This window comes from Pseudomonas frederiksbergensis, assembly GCF_900105495.1.
Classification (GTDB): Bacteria; Pseudomonadota; Gammaproteobacteria; order Pseudomonadales; family Pseudomonadaceae; genus Aquipseudomonas; species Aquipseudomonas frederiksbergensis.
On the sequence record NZ_FNTF01000002.1, the window covers coordinates 2,356,728 to 2,371,863 of the forward strand.

At 59.5% G+C, this 15,136-nt stretch carries 14 protein-coding genes; 9 read left to right on the forward strand and 5 right to left on the reverse strand.

Annotation, left to right across the window (positions count from 1 at the left end):
* Positions 1–35 precede the first annotated feature (35 nt).
* The 4 genes from BLW70_RS11075 to groL all read left to right on the forward strand — a co-directional run bounded on the left by BLW70_RS11075 (position 36) and on the right by groL (position 3,545).
* Complete coding sequence (locus BLW70_RS11075) at positions 36–767, forward strand: HugZ family pyridoxamine 5'-phosphate oxidase (RefSeq protein ID WP_074874046.1); 732 nt, start codon at positions 36–38, stop codon at positions 765–767.
* A gap of 66 nt (positions 768–833) precedes the next feature.
* Entirely contained in the window at positions 834–1,310 is a 477-nt protein-coding gene (locus BLW70_RS11080; protein WP_008155548.1) for an FxsA family protein, read from the forward strand.
* Between the two features lie 248 nt (positions 1,311–1,558).
* Complete coding sequence (locus tag BLW70_RS11085) at positions 1,559–1,852, forward strand: co-chaperone GroES (RefSeq protein ID WP_007948593.1); 294 nt, start codon at positions 1,559–1,561, stop codon at positions 1,850–1,852.
* 49 nt (positions 1,853–1,901) lie between these two features.
* Positions 1,902–3,545 carry a chaperonin GroEL gene (groL, locus tag BLW70_RS11090; protein WP_074874047.1) on the forward strand — a complete coding sequence of 548 codons (1,644 nt, stop codon included), beginning with the start codon at positions 1,902–1,904 and terminating at the stop codon, positions 3,543–3,545.
* Between the two features lie 92 nt (positions 3,546–3,637).
* On the opposite strand, the gene BLW70_RS11095 is transcribed toward groL, so the two are convergent.
* Positions 3,638–4,381 (reverse strand): phosphatase PAP2 family protein, encoded by a 744-nt coding sequence (locus BLW70_RS11095; protein ID WP_074874048.1) that lies wholly within the window; start codon positions 4,379–4,381, stop codon positions 3,638–3,640.
* Positions 4,382–4,599: 218 nt separating this feature from the next.
* On the opposite strand from BLW70_RS11095, the gene colR reads away from it, so the two are divergent.
* The 5 genes from colR (at position 4,600) to BLW70_RS11120 (ending at position 8,336) form a co-directional block, all read left to right on the forward strand.
* Positions 4,600–5,283, forward strand: a complete 684-nt coding sequence (gene colR, locus BLW70_RS11100) for a two-component system response regulator ColR (protein WP_074874049.1) — start codon at positions 4,600–4,602, stop codon at positions 5,281–5,283.
* The gene (locus BLW70_RS11105; RefSeq protein WP_074874050.1) at positions 5,273–6,556 is read left to right on the forward strand and encodes a sensor histidine kinase; all 1,284 of its coding nucleotides are present in this window, start codon (positions 5,273–5,275) and stop codon (positions 6,554–6,556) included. Before colR ends, BLW70_RS11105 begins: the two co-directional genes overlap by 11 nt.
* A gap of 163 nt (positions 6,557–6,719) precedes the next feature.
* Positions 6,720–7,388: a class I SAM-dependent methyltransferase gene (locus BLW70_RS11110; protein WP_074874051.1), complete on the forward strand. Its 669-nt coding sequence runs from the start codon at positions 6,720–6,722 to the stop codon at positions 7,386–7,388.
* Between the two features lie 4 nt (positions 7,389–7,392).
* Positions 7,393–8,106: a lipopolysaccharide kinase InaA family protein gene (locus BLW70_RS11115; RefSeq protein WP_074874052.1), complete on the forward strand. Its 714-nt coding sequence runs from the start codon at positions 7,393–7,395 to the stop codon at positions 8,104–8,106.
* 2 nt (positions 8,107–8,108) lie between these two features.
* Positions 8,109–8,336 (forward strand): hypothetical protein, encoded by a 228-nt coding sequence (locus BLW70_RS11120; RefSeq protein WP_074874053.1) that lies wholly within the window; start codon positions 8,109–8,111, stop codon positions 8,334–8,336.
* A gap of 179 nt (positions 8,337–8,515) precedes the next feature.
* Here BLW70_RS11120 and BLW70_RS11125 read toward each other — a convergent pair whose 3' ends face one another.
* The 4 genes from BLW70_RS11125 to BLW70_RS11140 form a co-directional block, all read right to left on the reverse strand.
* Positions 8,516–11,548 carry a multidrug efflux RND transporter permease subunit gene (locus BLW70_RS11125; RefSeq protein WP_074874054.1) on the reverse strand — a complete coding sequence of 1,011 codons (3,033 nt, stop codon included), beginning with the start codon at positions 11,546–11,548 and terminating at the stop codon, positions 8,516–8,518.
* Positions 11,549–11,561: 13 nt separating this feature from the next.
* Complete coding sequence (locus BLW70_RS11130) at positions 11,562–12,710, reverse strand: efflux RND transporter periplasmic adaptor subunit (protein WP_074874055.1); 1,149 nt, start codon at positions 12,708–12,710, stop codon at positions 11,562–11,564.
* A 249-nt stretch (positions 12,711–12,959) separates the two neighbouring features.
* Entirely contained in the window at positions 12,960–14,057 is a 1,098-nt protein-coding gene (locus tag BLW70_RS11135) for a DUF1513 domain-containing protein (RefSeq protein ID WP_074874056.1), read from the reverse strand.
* A 14-nt stretch (positions 14,058–14,071) separates the two neighbouring features.
* Positions 14,072–15,136 carry an imelysin family protein gene (locus tag BLW70_RS11140; protein ID WP_074874057.1) on the reverse strand — a complete coding sequence of 355 codons (1,065 nt, stop codon included), beginning with the start codon at positions 15,134–15,136 and terminating at the stop codon, positions 14,072–14,074.

Genomic DNA, 15,136 nt, shown 5'->3' on the forward strand with positions numbered 1-15,136 from the left:
CGTTTTTTTGACGGATTCTAATAAGGAGTCATAAATTGAGCGTTGAAGCGGCCAAGAATGCCCGAGAATTGCTTCTCAAGGAATACCGTGGAGTGCTCTCGACGCATTCCAAGGCGATGCCCGGTTTCCCGTTTGGCTCCGTGGTTCCGTACTGTCTGGACGCACAGGGCTGGCCGCTGATCCTTATCAGCCGTATCGCCCAGCACACCCATAACCTGCAGAAAGATCCAAAATGCTCACTGTTTGTGGGCGAGCGCGGGGCCGAAGACGTGCAAGCCGTTGGTCGCCTGACCTACCTCGCCGAAGCCGAAAAGCTCGAGGACGAGGCCGCCATCGACGCGGCGGCTGAGCGTTACTACCGCTATTTCCCTGATTCGCAGAGCTACCACAAGGCTCATGATTTCGATTTCTGGGTGCTCAAACCGGTACGCCACCGTTACATCGGCGGCTTCGGTGCGATTCACTGGGTCGATCAGTTAACGCTGGCCAACCCGTTCGCCGGAAAAGCCGAAGCGAGCATGGTCGAGCACATGAATGCCGATCACGCCAAAGCCATCGCCCATTACGTCGAAATGGCGGGCCTGCCGAAAACCGAGCCGGCGCAACTGGCGGGTATCGACACCGAAGGCATGCACCTGCGCATTGGCCAGGGGCTCTATTGGTTGCCGTTTCAAGCGCCGTGCAATACGCCGACACAAGTGCGCGAAGCCTTGGTTTTCCTGGCTCACGCCGAACATTGGCCAAAAAATGAAGGGGCCGACGCTTGAATTCACGAATTGGCGACGTCATCTAGGGGAGACTGGCAAGGCATTCTTGCGTTGAGGAACCATTTGATGCGCCCTTTTTTGTTGCTCTTTGTACTGTTTCCGGTGTTGGAGCTGTTCGTATTCGTCAAGGTCAGCGGGGCGATCGGGTTTTTCCCGGCCCTGCTGCTGGTCATTCTCGGCTCGATGCTCGGTGTGTTCGTGCTGCGTATCGCTGGTCTGGCAACCGCGTTGCGTGCTCGTGAAAGCCTGAACCGCGGCGAGTTGCCGGCCCAGACCATGCTCGAAGGCTTGATGCTGGCGCTGGCGGGTGGTCTGTTGATCCTGCCGGGCTTCGTCACTGACGTGCTGGGTCTGATCATGTTGCTGCCGATCTCTCGTCGACTGCTGGCCAATAAAATGCGCCAGCGTGCCGAAGAGGCGGCAATCCGTCAGCGTGCCTTCGCCGACGACCTTCAGCCACGTGGCGGTCCTGCCCCGCGCGAGCCGTTGGGCCGTGAGCCCAACGTGATCGAAGGCGAATTCGAACACCGCGATACCAAGTAATCCATACCATTGGCACGGCACCTTCGGGTGCCGTGTTCGTTTGTGGGGCAACAACCTGAAAAAATTTGCGTCCTCGCCCTTGTAATAAGCTTGCGCGCCCTTATGTAACGGTCACCGCAAGGTTTCTGGCGAACACGCCAGACAGACTTCCGCGGTTCGCTTGACGAACCGCACCCGGCACCGCCGGATTTGTTAAACCCGCCGGGAATACACCGGCCGATGAAAACCACAATTAGGAGAGATCGACAATGAAGCTTCGTCCTCTGCATGACCGCGTCGTCGTCCGTCGCAGCGAAGAAGAAAAGAAAACCGCTGGCGGCATCGTCCTGCCAGGTTCGGCTGCTGAAAAGCCAAACCAGGGTGAAGTCCTCGCTGTAGGCCCAGGCAAAGTGCTGGACAACGGTGAAGTGCGTGCACTGTCCGTAAAAGTGGGTGACAAGGTTGTGTTCGGTCCGTACTCCGGCAGCAACACTGTGAAAGTCGACGGCGAAGACCTGCTGGTAATTGGCGAGAGCGAAATCCTCGCCGTTGTCGAAGGCTGATTCCCCGCTCATTTTCCCGCTACTACAAAGTATTTAAGGAATATCGATCATGGCTGCTAAAGAAGTTAAGTTTGGCGATTCCGCCCGTAAGAAAATGCTCGCCGGTGTCAACGTCCTGGCTGACGCAGTAAAAGCGACCCTGGGCCCTAAAGGCCGTAACGTGATCATCGAGAAGAGCTTCGGCGCTCCGACCATCACCAAGGACGGCGTGTCCGTTGCCAAAGAAATCGAGCTGAAAGATCGCTTCGAAAACATGGGCGCGCAGCTGGTCAAAGACGTTGCCTCCCGTGCCAACGATGACGCAGGCGACGGCACCACCACCGCTACCGTTCTGGCTCAGTCGATCGTCAACGAAGGCCTGAAAGCCGTCGCTGCCGGCATGAACCCGATGGACCTGAAACGCGGCATCGACAAAGCGACCATCGCTATCGTCAAAGAGCTGAAAGCCCTGTCCAAGCCTTGCGCTGACACCAAGGCGATCGCTCAGGTCGGCACCATCTCGGCCAACTCCGACAGCTCCATCGGCGACATCATTGCCGAAGCCATGGAAAAAGTCGGTAAAGAAGGCGTGATCACCGTTGAAGAAGGCTCGGGCCTGGAAAACGAACTGTCGGTTGTTGAAGGCATGCAGTTCGACCGTGGCTACCTGTCCCCGTACTTCGTCAACAAGCCAGAGACCATGACTGCCGAGCTGGACGGTCCGCTGATCCTGCTGGTCGACAAAAAAATCTCGAACATCCGCGAAATGTTGCCAGTACTGGAAGCCGTTGCCAAAGCCGGCCGTCCACTGCTGATCGTTGCCGAAGACGTTGAAGGCGAAGCCCTGGCGACTCTGGTTGTGAACAACATGCGTGGCATCGTTAAAGTCGCAGCCGTCAAGGCTCCAGGCTTCGGCGACCGTCGCAAGGCCATGCTGCAGGACATCGCTGTTCTGACTGGCGGTACCGTTATCTCCGAAGAGATCGGTCTGAGCCTGGAAAGCACTACCCTGGAACACCTGGGTAATGCCAAGCGCGTGATCCTGTCCAAAGAAAACACCACCGTGATTGACGGTGCCGGCGTTGAGGCTGACATCCAGGCTCGCGTTCTGCAGATCCGTCAGCAAGTGGCCGACACTTCGTCCGACTACGACCGTGAAAAACTGCAAGAGCGTCTGGCCAAACTGTCCGGCGGCGTTGCAGTGATCAAGGTTGGCGCTGGTTCCGAAGTTGAAATGAAAGAGAAGAAAGCCCGCGTTGAAGACGCCCTGCACGCTACCCGTGCAGCCGTTGAAGAAGGCGTGGTACCTGGCGGCGGCGTGGCACTGGTTCGCGCTCTGCAGGCAATCTCCGAGCTGAAAGGCGACAACGATGACCAGAACGTTGGCATCCAGTTGCTGCGTCGCGCTGTTGAAGCGCCACTGCGCCAGATCGTTGCCAACTCCGGTGACGAGCCAAGCGTAGTAGTCGACAAGGTCAAGCAGGGTTCGGGTAACTACGGTTACAACGCTGCTACCGGCGAATACGGCGACATGATCGAAATGGGTATCCTGGACCCGGCAAAAGTGACTCGTTCGGCTCTGCAAGCGGCTTCGTCGATTGCCAGCCTGATGATCACCACCGAAGCCATGATCGCTGAGATCAAGGACGACGCTCCAGCTGGCGGCGGCATGCCAGACATGGGCGGTATGGGCGGCATGGGCGGCATGATGTAAGCCAGCCTTCCCCCGTACATAAAAACCCCGTCTGCGAAAGCAGGCGGGGTTTTTTATTGCCGGGATACAACGGTCACATTTGGATCTGTGTATCAGGCGTTTACCGGTTTCGCCTTGGTCGCTCGCTCAGCCTTCGAAGCGGGGCGATAAAGAATGTAGTAATACGACCCCAGACAAATCAGCCAGCAGAAAATCGCCGTCCACATGTTGTGCGAGAAGAAGTGCGCGCCCTGCATCATCCGGCTGACGGAAAACACCGTGCCCAAGGCGAAAGCGAACACAAACGCCTTGCGCGCCAGGCGCGGACGACGGTCACGCAGGACAAAAAACAGCGCAAACAGTGTGAAACCGGTCGCTGCATGCCCGCCGGGCCAGCAACGGCCCGGTTTATCGGTGTGCGGGCGAGGGCTGAGCAGTTCGCTATAGGTTTCGTGACCGCCAAACTGCTCCAGGCTCCACGGGCACTGGACGGCCGTCACTGCTTTGACTGGCGTGACAAAGGAGGTCGCCAGCGCCAGAGATAACACCAGGCAGCCCAGTTCCCGTTGGATCGGTTTGAGCCGGTCGATGAAAAAGGAGGCGATGAAACCGAGGATGGCCAACACCGAAAAGGCGATGACCACCTGCTTGGCGCGGTCATGCAGGATGTCTTCCAGGAAGTAACTGTGCCGCCCGATGAAATCCCCCGCGACCGGGTCATAGAACAGCTTGGCCAGGTCCATGTCCAAGGACGTCAGTTCGAGCAGCATCAGAATGATCGCCGCGATGACGGGAACGCCCAGGCACACCCAGAAATTCAGCGGGCGGGAGGCGGGGCGACCGGCAGTCGAAACCATGGCAATTCCTTGGTCAATGAAAGGTTCTGAACACGCAGCCGCGCGGAGTTTGAGCCTGTTCCTGTCGTCGACGTGTGAATCGATAGTGAAAAAGTCGTTAAAGGCGCCCCGGGTTTATAGGTTGAATATGCAACCGCACGCAGTCCTAGCCCTCAGCCACACTTGGCCTTAAGCTGCGCGGGCCAAGACGGCCGTTACTGTGTACGCAGGAGACACCCATGCGAATTCTATTGGTTGAAGACAACCGCGATATCCTGGCCAATCTGGCCGATTACCTGGGGCTCAAGGGTTATACCGTGGATTGCGCGCAGGACGGTTTGTCAGGCTTGCACCTGGCGGCCACCGAGCATTACGACTTGATCGTGCTCGACGTCATGCTGCCTGGCATCGACGGTTACACCCTGTGCAAACGTCTGCGTGAAGACGCGCGCCGCGACACGCCGGTGATCATGCTCACCGCTCGCGATCAATTGGACGACCGTCTGCAAGGGTTCAAATCCGGTGCCGATGACTACCTGATCAAACCCTTTGCGCTCTCTGAATTGGCAGCGCGCATCGAGGCGGTCATGCGCCGTGCCCAGGGTGGCGGTCGCCGCACCCTGCAGGTCGGCGATCTGATCTACGACCTCGATACCCTGGAAGTGACCCGCGAAGGGCGACTGCTGAAACTCAACCCGGTGGGCCTGAAGTTGCTGGCCGTGCTGATGCAAAAAAGTCCGCATGTACTGCGTCGCGAAATTCTCGAAGAGGCGCTGTGGGGGGATGATTGCCCGGACAGCGACAGCCTGCGCAGCCACGTTCATCAATTGCGCCAGGTGATCGACAAGCCGTTCGCCAAACCGTTGCTGCAAACCGTACACGGTGTGGGTTATCGCTTGGCCGAGGGCCGAGATGGAGTTTAAACAGAGCCTTGCTCAACGGATCATCATCGCCTTTGCGCTGATGAGCGCATTGGTCGCCGGCGCCTTCGCAATGGGCATTGTGGCGACCGTACACCTGGTGGAAGAAAAACTGATTTCGGCCGGTCTGGGCGGCGACTTGCAACGGCTGTTGCTGATGGACAGTGTCATGGACTGGAACCATCGTCCCGAGCCGGACCAGCTGTTCTATTTCAGCGGCGGGCCGGGCGACTTCGAGCTTCCCAAGGACCTGCGGCACCTGGGCCCGGGCTTTCACGAAGTGTTTCGCGAACAGCTGTCGTACCACGCGATGGTCGAAGTCGTCGATGGCCGACATTATGTGCTGTTGCAGGATCAGAGCGATTTCGAAGAGCGTGAACGGGTGCTGTTTGCCGTGGTGCTGGTGGGCTTCGTCTTGAGTCTGGCGTTGGCGGTGTTTCTTGGCTGGGTACTGGCGCGCAAAGTGATGGCGCCCGTGGTGCGCCTGGCCCGTCAGGTCCGCCACCGTGATCAATTATTAGGTCTTGCGCCCCCGCTGGCGCCGGATTACGCCGCCGACGAGGTGGGCGAGTTGGCCGTGGCCTTCGACGCCACCCTCGGGCGCTTGCGCCAGGCGTTGACCCGCGAACGGTTGTTCACCAGTGACGTCAGCCACGAACTGCGTACGCCATTGATGGTGCTGGCCAGTTCCTGCGAGCTGCTGCTGGAAAACCCCGGTATCGATCAGCGTGGACGTGCACAGGTCCAGCGCATCGCCCGCGCTTGCGAAGAGATGCGCGAGCTGGTGCAAACCTTCCTCATGTTGGCCCGCGCACAACGCGAAGACGCCAGCATGTCGCCCCAGCAGACCCTGAGCCAGGTCGCCGATGGACTGCTAAACCAGTGGCGCGAGCCGATCGAAGCCAAGGGGCTGGCGCTGATCTTTGAACCGGGTCATCCGGCCAACACGTGCTACAACGCAACCCTTTTGCATGCAGTCATGGGCAACTTGCTGCGTAACGCCCTGCATTACACCGAACGCGGATTCATCCGCCTGACGCTGACGGCCACGGGGTTCATGGTCGAGGACAGTGGCGTAGGCATTCCCGAGGAAAAGCGCGAGGCGATGTTCGAGCCGTTCGTGCGCGGCAACGAGAAGCGCGGTGAGGGCTTGGGGCTTGGGTTGTCACTGGTACAGCGCATCTGTGAAAACCAGGGGTGGACCGTCAGCCTGACGAACATGGAGCCCCATGGTTGTCGTTTTGAAGTGGAGCTGTGTCCGTCGCAGATGAATTGATCGGCCTGTTACACCGCCTTGGCCCGGGCGCTGTTGTTCGCACCCTGCAAAACCTCGAAATGATTTGAGGTTTTACATGACGTTTTTTTCACAAAGGAATGACCTGTCGCTGACACGGCGCTACCTATCGTGAATGCCATCAGCAGCTCTGGAGACCTTGGTGATGGCTGGCCCGATCAAACTGGATTTTTCCGAAAAGTACGACGACCAACACGCTCAACGATACCTGCGTAAACACCAGGATGGCCTTGGTCGCCGGCTGTCACACTGGCGTGACGAGCAACTGGCGCGCAAGGCGCTGGCGGCGGTCGGTGAGCCGGGGCTGATCCTCGATCTGCCCTGCGGTGCGGGGCGTTTCTGGCCATTGCTGGCGGAAAAAACCAATCGTGCGATCATTGGCGCCGACAACTCCGAATCCATGCTCAAGGTTGCCATGCAGGCGCAACCTGCCGAAGTGGTGAAACGGGTACAACCCTTGCACACTTCTGCATTCGACATCGCCTTGCCTGATAACGCCGTCGACAGCATTTTCTGCATGCGTTTGCTCCATCACATCGGTGAAGCCGAGCATCGACTGGCCATATTGCGTGAATTCGAGCGCGTCACGCGCGATAGCGTGGTCCTTTCCCTGTGGGTGGACGGCAATTTCAAAGCGTGGAAACGCAAACGCGCCGAGAAAGCACGTGGGCAGGAGGGTTACCAAAATCGATTTGTGTTACCGGCTGCTACGGTTGAAAAGGAATTTGAGCAGGCGGGTTTTCGCATCCAGGAACAACTGGACTTTTTACCGCTCTATGCGATGTGGCGGGTCTACGTATTACGCAAGAGGTAACAAAATGGCAGTGCAATGTGCAGCAGAAACGGACGTCGCTCCTCAGGACCGCTTCGACTATTTCTGGAATCAGCGCGGTGAATGGGTAGAAGAACCCAACGTCCGCCGCGGCGGAGAAAGCGGCGTGCAGCGCGTCATGAGCAGCAATGGCCAGTTGCTTTACGTTAAACGTCAGACCGGGCATATCCATCGCAGCTTGCTGCACCCATTCGGTCGGCCGACGGTGCTGCGCGAGCGCGATGCACTTATCGGCCTGGGCCTGCTCGACGTTCGCGTTCCGGAAATCGTGTTCTGCGGTGCACAGCGCGATCCGGTGCATAAATGGCGCGCCTTGCTGGTCACCAAGGCGCTGGACGGCTTCGAGGAAATCGAGCACTGGTACGCTGGCGGTGGTCGCGAGCGTCATGGCGAGGTCGTGCATGATCGAGTGTTGAAGGAACTGGCCGAGAACCTGGCCCGGATGCATAAGGGCCGCTGGCAGCACAGCTGCCTCTACATCAAGCACGTATTCGTGCGCGTCACCGGCGAAGGCGAGGCTGCCAATATTGAAGTGGCCTTGATCGATCTGGAGAAATGTCGGCAGCGTTTTACCGCCCGGCAAGCGGCTTCTCATGACATGAAGCAACTGCGTCGCCACTCGTCGTTCGGCACGACGGACTGGCAAAAACTCGTCTATTTTTACAAGACGGCGTTTGGCAGCGCTATCAAGGGTTTATAGCAATGAAACTCGAAATTGCACGAGGTGTATTTTTAATAGGAGCCTTGGCAGTTGCTTCACTGGCGGTGGCGGCATGGGAGCAGCCCCGCACGCAAGTTCTCAGTTCAATGAATGGCGACGCGCATTGTCCGTTGCCACGCGTTGCGAAGGCACCCGTGGCATCTCAACCCGATCATGACTTATTGCTGTTCATGTTCGGACTTTCTCAAGGATTGAGGCCACAAAGTTGAACAGATTGAAGCCCAAGTAAAAGGCCTCGCAAATGCGAGGCCTTTTTTGTTCCCACCTACAGAGCGCCGATCGTTCCCATGCTCTGCGTGGGAATGCAGCCCGGGACGCTCGGCGTCCCTTCCAAAGCCGAACGCAGAGCGTCCGTAGAGGCATTCCCACGCAGAGCGTGGGAACGATCTTAGCGTGAGGGTTTATCGGGTTTTGCCAAAAACGTGTACACGCACGGCAACACAAACAAGGTAAACAACGTCCCGATCGACATCCCCGTGGCGATCACCATGCCGATGTCAAACCGGCTGACGGCGCCCGCCCCCGTGGCGATGATCAATGGCACCATGCCGAACACCATCGCCGCGGTGGTCATCAACACTGGACGCAGACGAATGGCCGCCGCTTCTTCCACGGCTTCGCGCGGTGTCAGGCCTTTGTCCTTGCGTAACTGGTTGGCAAATTCGACGATCAGGATTCCGTGCTTGCTGATCAGCCCGATCAACGTCACCAGGCCGACCTGGGTGTAGATGTTCATGCTCGACCAACCCAAGAACAGCGGGATCAACGCGCCACAGATTGATAGCGGCACGGTCACCAGAATCACCAGCGGATCGCGGAAGCTTTCGAACTGGGCCGCCAGTACCAGGAAAATGATCGCCAGCGCCAGGGCGAAGGTGACCCACAGCGCACTGCCTTCCTGGACGTATTGCCGTGATGCGCCGGCATAGTCGAAGGCGTAACCCACCGGCGCTTCTTCCCGAGCGATCTGGCGCACGGTGTCGATGGCTTCACCCATGCTGACCAGCGGCACCCCGGACAGGATGGCCGAGTTGAGTTGCTGGAACTGGTTCAACTGCCGTGGCCGCGCCCGGTCGGTCACGGTGATCAGGGTCGACAGGGCCAGCAGTTCGCCTTGGGTGTTCTTGACGTAATAATTGTTCAGCCAGTCGGGGTTGTCCCGGAAGGGCCGTTCGACCTGCGCGATGACTTTGTAGCTGCGACCTTCAATGGTGAAACGGTTGATCTCCGCCTCACCCAGCAATGTCGCGAGCGTCCCGCCCAGGTCCTGCATGGAAACACCCATCTGTGCGGCCTTGGCGCGATCGATATCCACCACCACTTCAGGTTTGTCGAACGCCAGGTCAACGTCGACGAAGGCGAACTTGCCGGATTCCATTGCCCGCTTTTTCACTCGGTCGGTCACTTGCAGCAGCGACTCGTAATCGTTGGCGGAGTTGATAACGAACTGAAACGGCAGCCCTTCACCGGTACCGGGCAGAGAGGGCAGGTTGAAGCCGAAGATTTGCAATCCGGCAATGCTCTCCAGTCTGGCCTGTACCTCGGGCAGGATCTGCATTTGAGTGCGGCTGCGTTCGTTCCACGGCTTGAGCAGGAAGCCGCCGATCCCCGATTGCACCCCGTTGAAGCCATTGATCTGGAACGACGAGTAGTACTCGGGAAACGTCTTGAAGATGGTGACGAACTCGTCGGTGTAGGCGCTCAGGTAGTCGAGGTTGGCCGGTTGCGGGGCGTTGGCCATCATGAAAATGATGCCTTGGTCCTCGTCCGGCGCCAGCTCCGACTTGGTGAACTTGAGCAGCACCGGAATCAGGCACAGCACGATCACCGCGAACACCAGCACCACCGGCCGGGTGTTGAGGGTGCCGTGGAGCATGCTTTGGTAACGGCGCTTGAGGCTTTCGAAAATCAGGTCCAGGCGATGGGCCAGGCCACTGGGATTTTCGTCGTGGCGCAGCAGGAAGGCACACATCATCGGCGACAGGGTCAGGGCGACGATGCCGGAGATCACCACCGCGCCGGCCAGGGTCAGGGCGAACTCCTTGAACAGCGCCCCCGTGAGCCCCGTCAGGAAGCCGATCGGCGCATAGACCGCCGCCAGGGTGATGGTCATCGAGACCACCGGCATGGCGATTTCCCGGGCGCCTTCGATGGCCGCATCCAGCGGCGTCTTGCCTTCTTCGATGTGCCGGTGGATGTTTTCCACCACCACAATGGCGTCGTCCACCACCAGGCCGATGGCCAATACCATCGCCAGCAACGTCAGCAGATTGATCGAGTAGCCCATCATCTGCATGAAGAACATCACGCCAATCATCGACAACGGGATGGTGACTACCGGGATCACCACCGAACGCAGGGCGCCGAGGAACAGGAACACCACCACGATCACGATCAGCACCGCTTCAAACAGGGTTTTCACCACTTCGTCGATCGAGGCCTGGATGAACAGCGTCGCGTCGTAGGCGATTTCACCTTTGAGGTTCGGCGGCAACTGGGCTTCCAGGTCCGGCATGATCTTGCGCACTTCCTTGATCACGTCCAGCGGGTTGGCGCCGGGTGTGGCCTTGATGCCGATGTACACCGAAGGAGTGCCGCCGAAAGAACTGATCGAGTCATAGTTTTCCGCACCCATTTCAACCCGCGCCACATCGCTGAGCAGCACGCGACTGTCGCCTTCGACCTTGAGCGGAATCGCGGCAAAGGCTTCGGCGGATTTGAGCTCGGTATTGGCGTTAATGCTGGTGACGACGTACTCGCCTTTCACTTCGCCGGCGGCGGAGAGGAAGTTGTATTTGCGCACAGCATCGGTGACGTCGCTGGCACTCAGGCCGAAACCGGCCAGCTTGACCGGGTCCAGCCACAGGCGCATGGCAAATACCTGGTTGCCGAGAATCTCGGCTTCGGCCATGCCCGGCAGGGTCGCCAGTTTCGGCTGGATCACCCGCGACAGGTAGTCGGTAATCTGCGGGTTGCTCAGCTCCTTGCTGAAGAAGCTGATGTACATCAGTGCCGAAGCGTCGGCGGCTTCCTTGCTCAGTACCGGGTCTTCGGCGTCCTGGGGCAGCTGGTTCTTCACCTCGTTGGCTTTGGCCAGCAGTTCGGTGAACAAGCGGTCGCTGTTGGAGCCGATGCGCGCGTAGATCGAGATCACCGAGAAGTTCTGGCGACTGACCGAGGTCATGTAGTCGATACCTTCGGCACTGGCCAGACTTTGCTGCATCGGTTGGGTGATGTAGCCCTGGATGGTTTCGGCGTTGGCCCCGGGGTAAGCGGTGGTCACCGTGATCAGGGCGTTTTCCATTTGTGGATATTGGCGCAGCGGCAACTTGCTCCAGGCCTGGAAGCCCAGCAGCACAATCAACAGGCTGACCACGGTGGCGAGCACCGGGCGGCGGATGAACGGGTCGGTAAAAGCCATGGGGGTTCCTTGATCAGTCCGCGGGCGGCGGGCTGTTCTTCTCGGCTAAGGTCTTGTCGTCGCTGATCGCAATGTGTGCGCCGTGGTCCAGTTTGATCTGGCCGGCGGTGACCACTTTTTCGCCGTTCTGCACACCCTTGGTGATCATCACTTGCCCATCGCGGCGCTCGCCGGTTTCGATGAAACGCCGTTCGGCGATCAGGATCGGTTGGCCCTTGTCGTCTTTTTCCAGGCTGCCGTCTTCGGCTTTTTTCTGCGCGACGACATAGACCGAGTTGCCGTACAGCGTGTAAGTGATCGCGCTTTCCGGCACGACAATCCGCGGCTGCGGGTCGGGTAACAACACTTGCAGGCTGGCGAACATTCCCGGCAGCAGTTTACCGTCGGGGTTGGCCAGGGTCGCGCGGACCTGGACGTTGCGCGTGCTGTTTTCGACTTTCGGGTTGATCGCACTGATAGTGCCGGGGAAGGTTTGTGTCGGATAGGCCGCGACCACGATCTGCACTGGTTGGCCGAGGGCGATCTTCGGTACCGACTGCTCGGGGACGAAGAAGTCTACATAAAGGCTGCTGAGGTCTTGCAGGGTGGCAATCATGGTGCCGCTGGCGAGATAGTCACCGATGTCCACCTGACGAATACCGATGGTCCCGCTGAACGGTGCGAGCAAGCGTTTTTTGGCCAGCGCCGCCTTGAGCTGATTCACCGTGGCCTGGCTCTTTTTCAACACAGCAGAGAGCCGGTCGAATTCACCTTTGGAAATGGCTTGGCTGCCCACCAATTGGCTGCCGCGACCGTAATCGAGCTGCGCCAGGCCCAGGTCGGCTTGAGCGGTTTCGAGCAGGGCGGTTTCTACCACGCTATCCAGCCGAAGCAGTGGTTGGCCGACCTTGACCTTCTGACCTGACTCGAACTGCAAATCGATGACAGTGCCGTCGGTCTCCAGGCTCAGGTCCACGCCTTGCAGCGCCTTGAGCGTGCCGACGGTGGGCAGGCGGGCTTGCCACGGCCGTTCGGTGGCAGTGGCCACGGCGACACTGATCGCTGGTTTTGGCGCAGCGAAGCCCTGAATCATCGTATAGATGGAGAAGGCTTTGTAACCGGCCAGAACCAGCACGATCAGCAAAACAACACCCAACATGATCAGCATGCGGCGACGCAGCATATTTCCACTTCCTTGGAGAAAATCAGGTGACTCAGTCGGGCACATTACTCCGAGTGTGCAGGGGATTCCAACTGGCAGAACTTACAGGAAGGCTTCACCCCGACCTGTAGCAGCTGGCGCAGCCTGCGTTCGGCTGCGCAGCAGTCGTGATATCAGACACCGCGGTGTGTCAGGCAAACCACGGTGTAGGGATTTGCGACGGCTTCGCCGCCGAACGCAGGCTTCGCCAGCTGCTACAAAGGACCGTGTTTAGATGAGGTGTAGGTGGTTGTCCCAGAGCCCTGCCGGTAGGTCGAGGGGTTTAGCCACAAGGTTCGTCTGGCGGCAGTCGTAGAACCGGCAGCGTCCTTGACCGGAGGTCACGACAAAACCATCGGCTACCGCGCCGACCCCGGCACAATCGGGAAGTGGCGCGTCCAGGCGCACTTCACCGCTGTCCAGGTCCCAGATGAAAAAGCGGTTGCCCCGTGGCGCGGTCAACGCCACCAGGCGCAGCTCGCTGTGCACCGCAACACTGGCGGTGTAATGCCCCATGGCCTGCAACTGATGCTCAGGCACCGGGAAGGCCACGAACGGCTGGCCGGGACGCTTGATCGCCAGCAGCTCCGACGACTCGTGAGACGGCCCCATGAACTGCTGACCGGCGACGATGGTGCCGTCGCTGGCAATCCCCAAATGACGCACGCTGTTCATCGGCTGGGCCAGGGTTTCCTTGCTCAGCAGGGTGCCGTCCCGTTGCATCAGCACCAGGCTCGGTTCCATGGCGTTGAGGTTCATCTCGACGCGGCTTTCGGCCTCGGTGCGAATGCCGCCGTTGGCCACCACCAGGGTTTCGCCATCGGGCATCCACGACACCTGATGCGGGCCGACGCCGTGAGTGGAAATCTCGCCGCTGTGCACCAGCCGCTCGCCTTCGAACTTATACACACCGAGCAAGCCGCGACCCGGATCGGAGGTGTCATTCTCGGTGGCGTACAGCCAGTCGCCGCTCTGGTGAATCACCGCGTGACCGTAGAAATGCCGATCCGGCAGCGAGGTCACGGTTTGCAGCAGCGTGCCGTCGCGCAGGTCGATCAGGTAACTTTCGGTGCCGGGACGACGGGCGACGAACAGCGCAATCGGCAACGTCGGGTGGTTGATGATGTCGTGGCAGCGCTGGCCGACCTGGGTGGCAAACACCCGGGTGCCGTCCAGCCGGTAACCGACGGCATAGTGCTTACCGTCGGTATCGTCCCGCGCCGAGAGCAGCAGCGGGCTTTTGTCCTTCTGCTTGAACAGCGTCCAGCTGCCCAGTGTCACCGCACCCAGCAGCAAACTACCTAACGTCAGAGCCTGGCGTCGCAGCATGGCACTTGCCCTCATCAGTCACCGTCGTTGGCGTTGAAGCCCAGCTGGATGCCCAGCGCCTTGGCCAGTTCGCCTTCGTGCAGGCGGTGGACGGCGTTGAGGCTGTCGTAGATGTCGTTGAGTTGCTGGCGACCGGCATCGTCGTTGAGCATCTCGGTCAGCGAGCGCTGGTTGCTGGCGAACAGTTTCAGGGACGCGGCGTAAGCGGCGTCGATCTTGTCGGCCAATGGTTTCTGCTCGCTCGGCAACAGACCGCGCAGGCCTTTGTTGTCGACGCCTTCCCACACCGTTTTGGCGGCGGCGAGGCTGGCTTCGAGGCCGCTCAGGGACGACTGGCTGCGCCATGCATCGGCCTGGAACGGTTGCGGCACCCCCTTGGTCTGACGGCCCATCGGCGTGCCGAGTTTTTTCTTCAGGCTGTCGAGGGCGGTGACTTGCACACGCAGCAGATCGGCGATGGCTTCGTGGGAATCGGCGTAACGCTGGTTCGGGAATTTGCTCATCTGCGCGAGCATGCCGTCGGTGTTGTTCCAGCTCTTCAGGATTTCTTCGGCCAGTTGTTTCTGCCGCTCGCCAATCGCGATCAGCAGTGGGCAGTACTTGGCTTTCTGTTCAGCGTTGGCCACATCAGGCTTGCTGTCGAACAGGATGTATTCGTAGGCGGAAAGGCCTTGAACCACAACGCTCGATTTGGCCAGGGCGGCGGCGTCGATCTGCGGCTGTGCGCTGACCAGTTGCTCGACCTGACGGCCGACGAGGTTTTTCTTGTCCGGCCAGAACTGCACCTGCCAGGCGCGATTGCCTTCGGCCAGCGGCCCGATCAGCAATGGTTGCAACTGGGCCCAGGCTTTCTGTGCATGCAGGAAGTCGGCGCGGGCGGTGTCGAGGTTTTCCTTGCCTTCGCAGTAGGCCAGGGCGCTGACGGCGAGTTGGCGGTCGGCTTCAACCCAGCGCGTGTAGGTCGGCAGGATCACCGACTTGGCGATGGCTGCTGACGTAACGGCCTGCGGATCCTGCGGCGAACAGGCGCCCAAGGCGAGCGCGGCGAGGCTGGTGAACAACAATTTGGGACGAAACAT

Coding starts and splice junctions, on each gene's coding strand:
- BLW70_RS11140 (WP_074874057.1), bottom strand. CDS start 15,136: ATGTTTCGTCCCAAATTGTTGTTCACCAGCCTCGCCGCGCTCGCCTTG.
- BLW70_RS11095 (WP_074874048.1), bottom strand. CDS start 4,381: ATGGTTTCGACTGCCGGTCGCCCCGCCTCCCGCCCGCTGAATTTCTGG.
- BLW70_RS11130 (WP_074874055.1), bottom strand. CDS start 12,710: ATGCTGCGTCGCCGCATGCTGATCATGTTGGGTGTTGTTTTGCTGATC.
- BLW70_RS11120 (WP_074874053.1), top strand. CDS start 8,109: ATGAAACTCGAAATTGCACGAGGTGTATTTTTAATAGGAGCCTTGGCA.
- BLW70_RS11115 (WP_074874052.1), top strand. CDS start 7,393: ATGGCAGTGCAATGTGCAGCAGAAACGGACGTCGCTCCTCAGGACCGC.
- colR (WP_074874049.1), top strand. CDS start 4,600: ATGCGAATTCTATTGGTTGAAGACAACCGCGATATCCTGGCCAATCTG.
- BLW70_RS11125 (WP_074874054.1), bottom strand. CDS start 11,548: ATGGCTTTTACCGACCCGTTCATCCGCCGCCCGGTGCTCGCCACCGTG.
- groL (WP_074874047.1), top strand. CDS start 1,902: ATGGCTGCTAAAGAAGTTAAGTTTGGCGATTCCGCCCGTAAGAAAATG.
- BLW70_RS11110 (WP_074874051.1), top strand. CDS start 6,720: ATGGCTGGCCCGATCAAACTGGATTTTTCCGAAAAGTACGACGACCAA.
- BLW70_RS11105 (WP_074874050.1), top strand. CDS start 5,273: ATGGAGTTTAAACAGAGCCTTGCTCAACGGATCATCATCGCCTTTGCG.
- BLW70_RS11085 (WP_007948593.1), top strand. CDS start 1,559: ATGAAGCTTCGTCCTCTGCATGACCGCGTCGTCGTCCGTCGCAGCGAA.
- BLW70_RS11135 (WP_074874056.1), bottom strand. CDS start 14,057: ATGCTGCGACGCCAGGCTCTGACGTTAGGTAGTTTGCTGCTGGGTGCG.
- BLW70_RS11080 (WP_008155548.1), top strand. CDS start 834: ATGCGCCCTTTTTTGTTGCTCTTTGTACTGTTTCCGGTGTTGGAGCTG.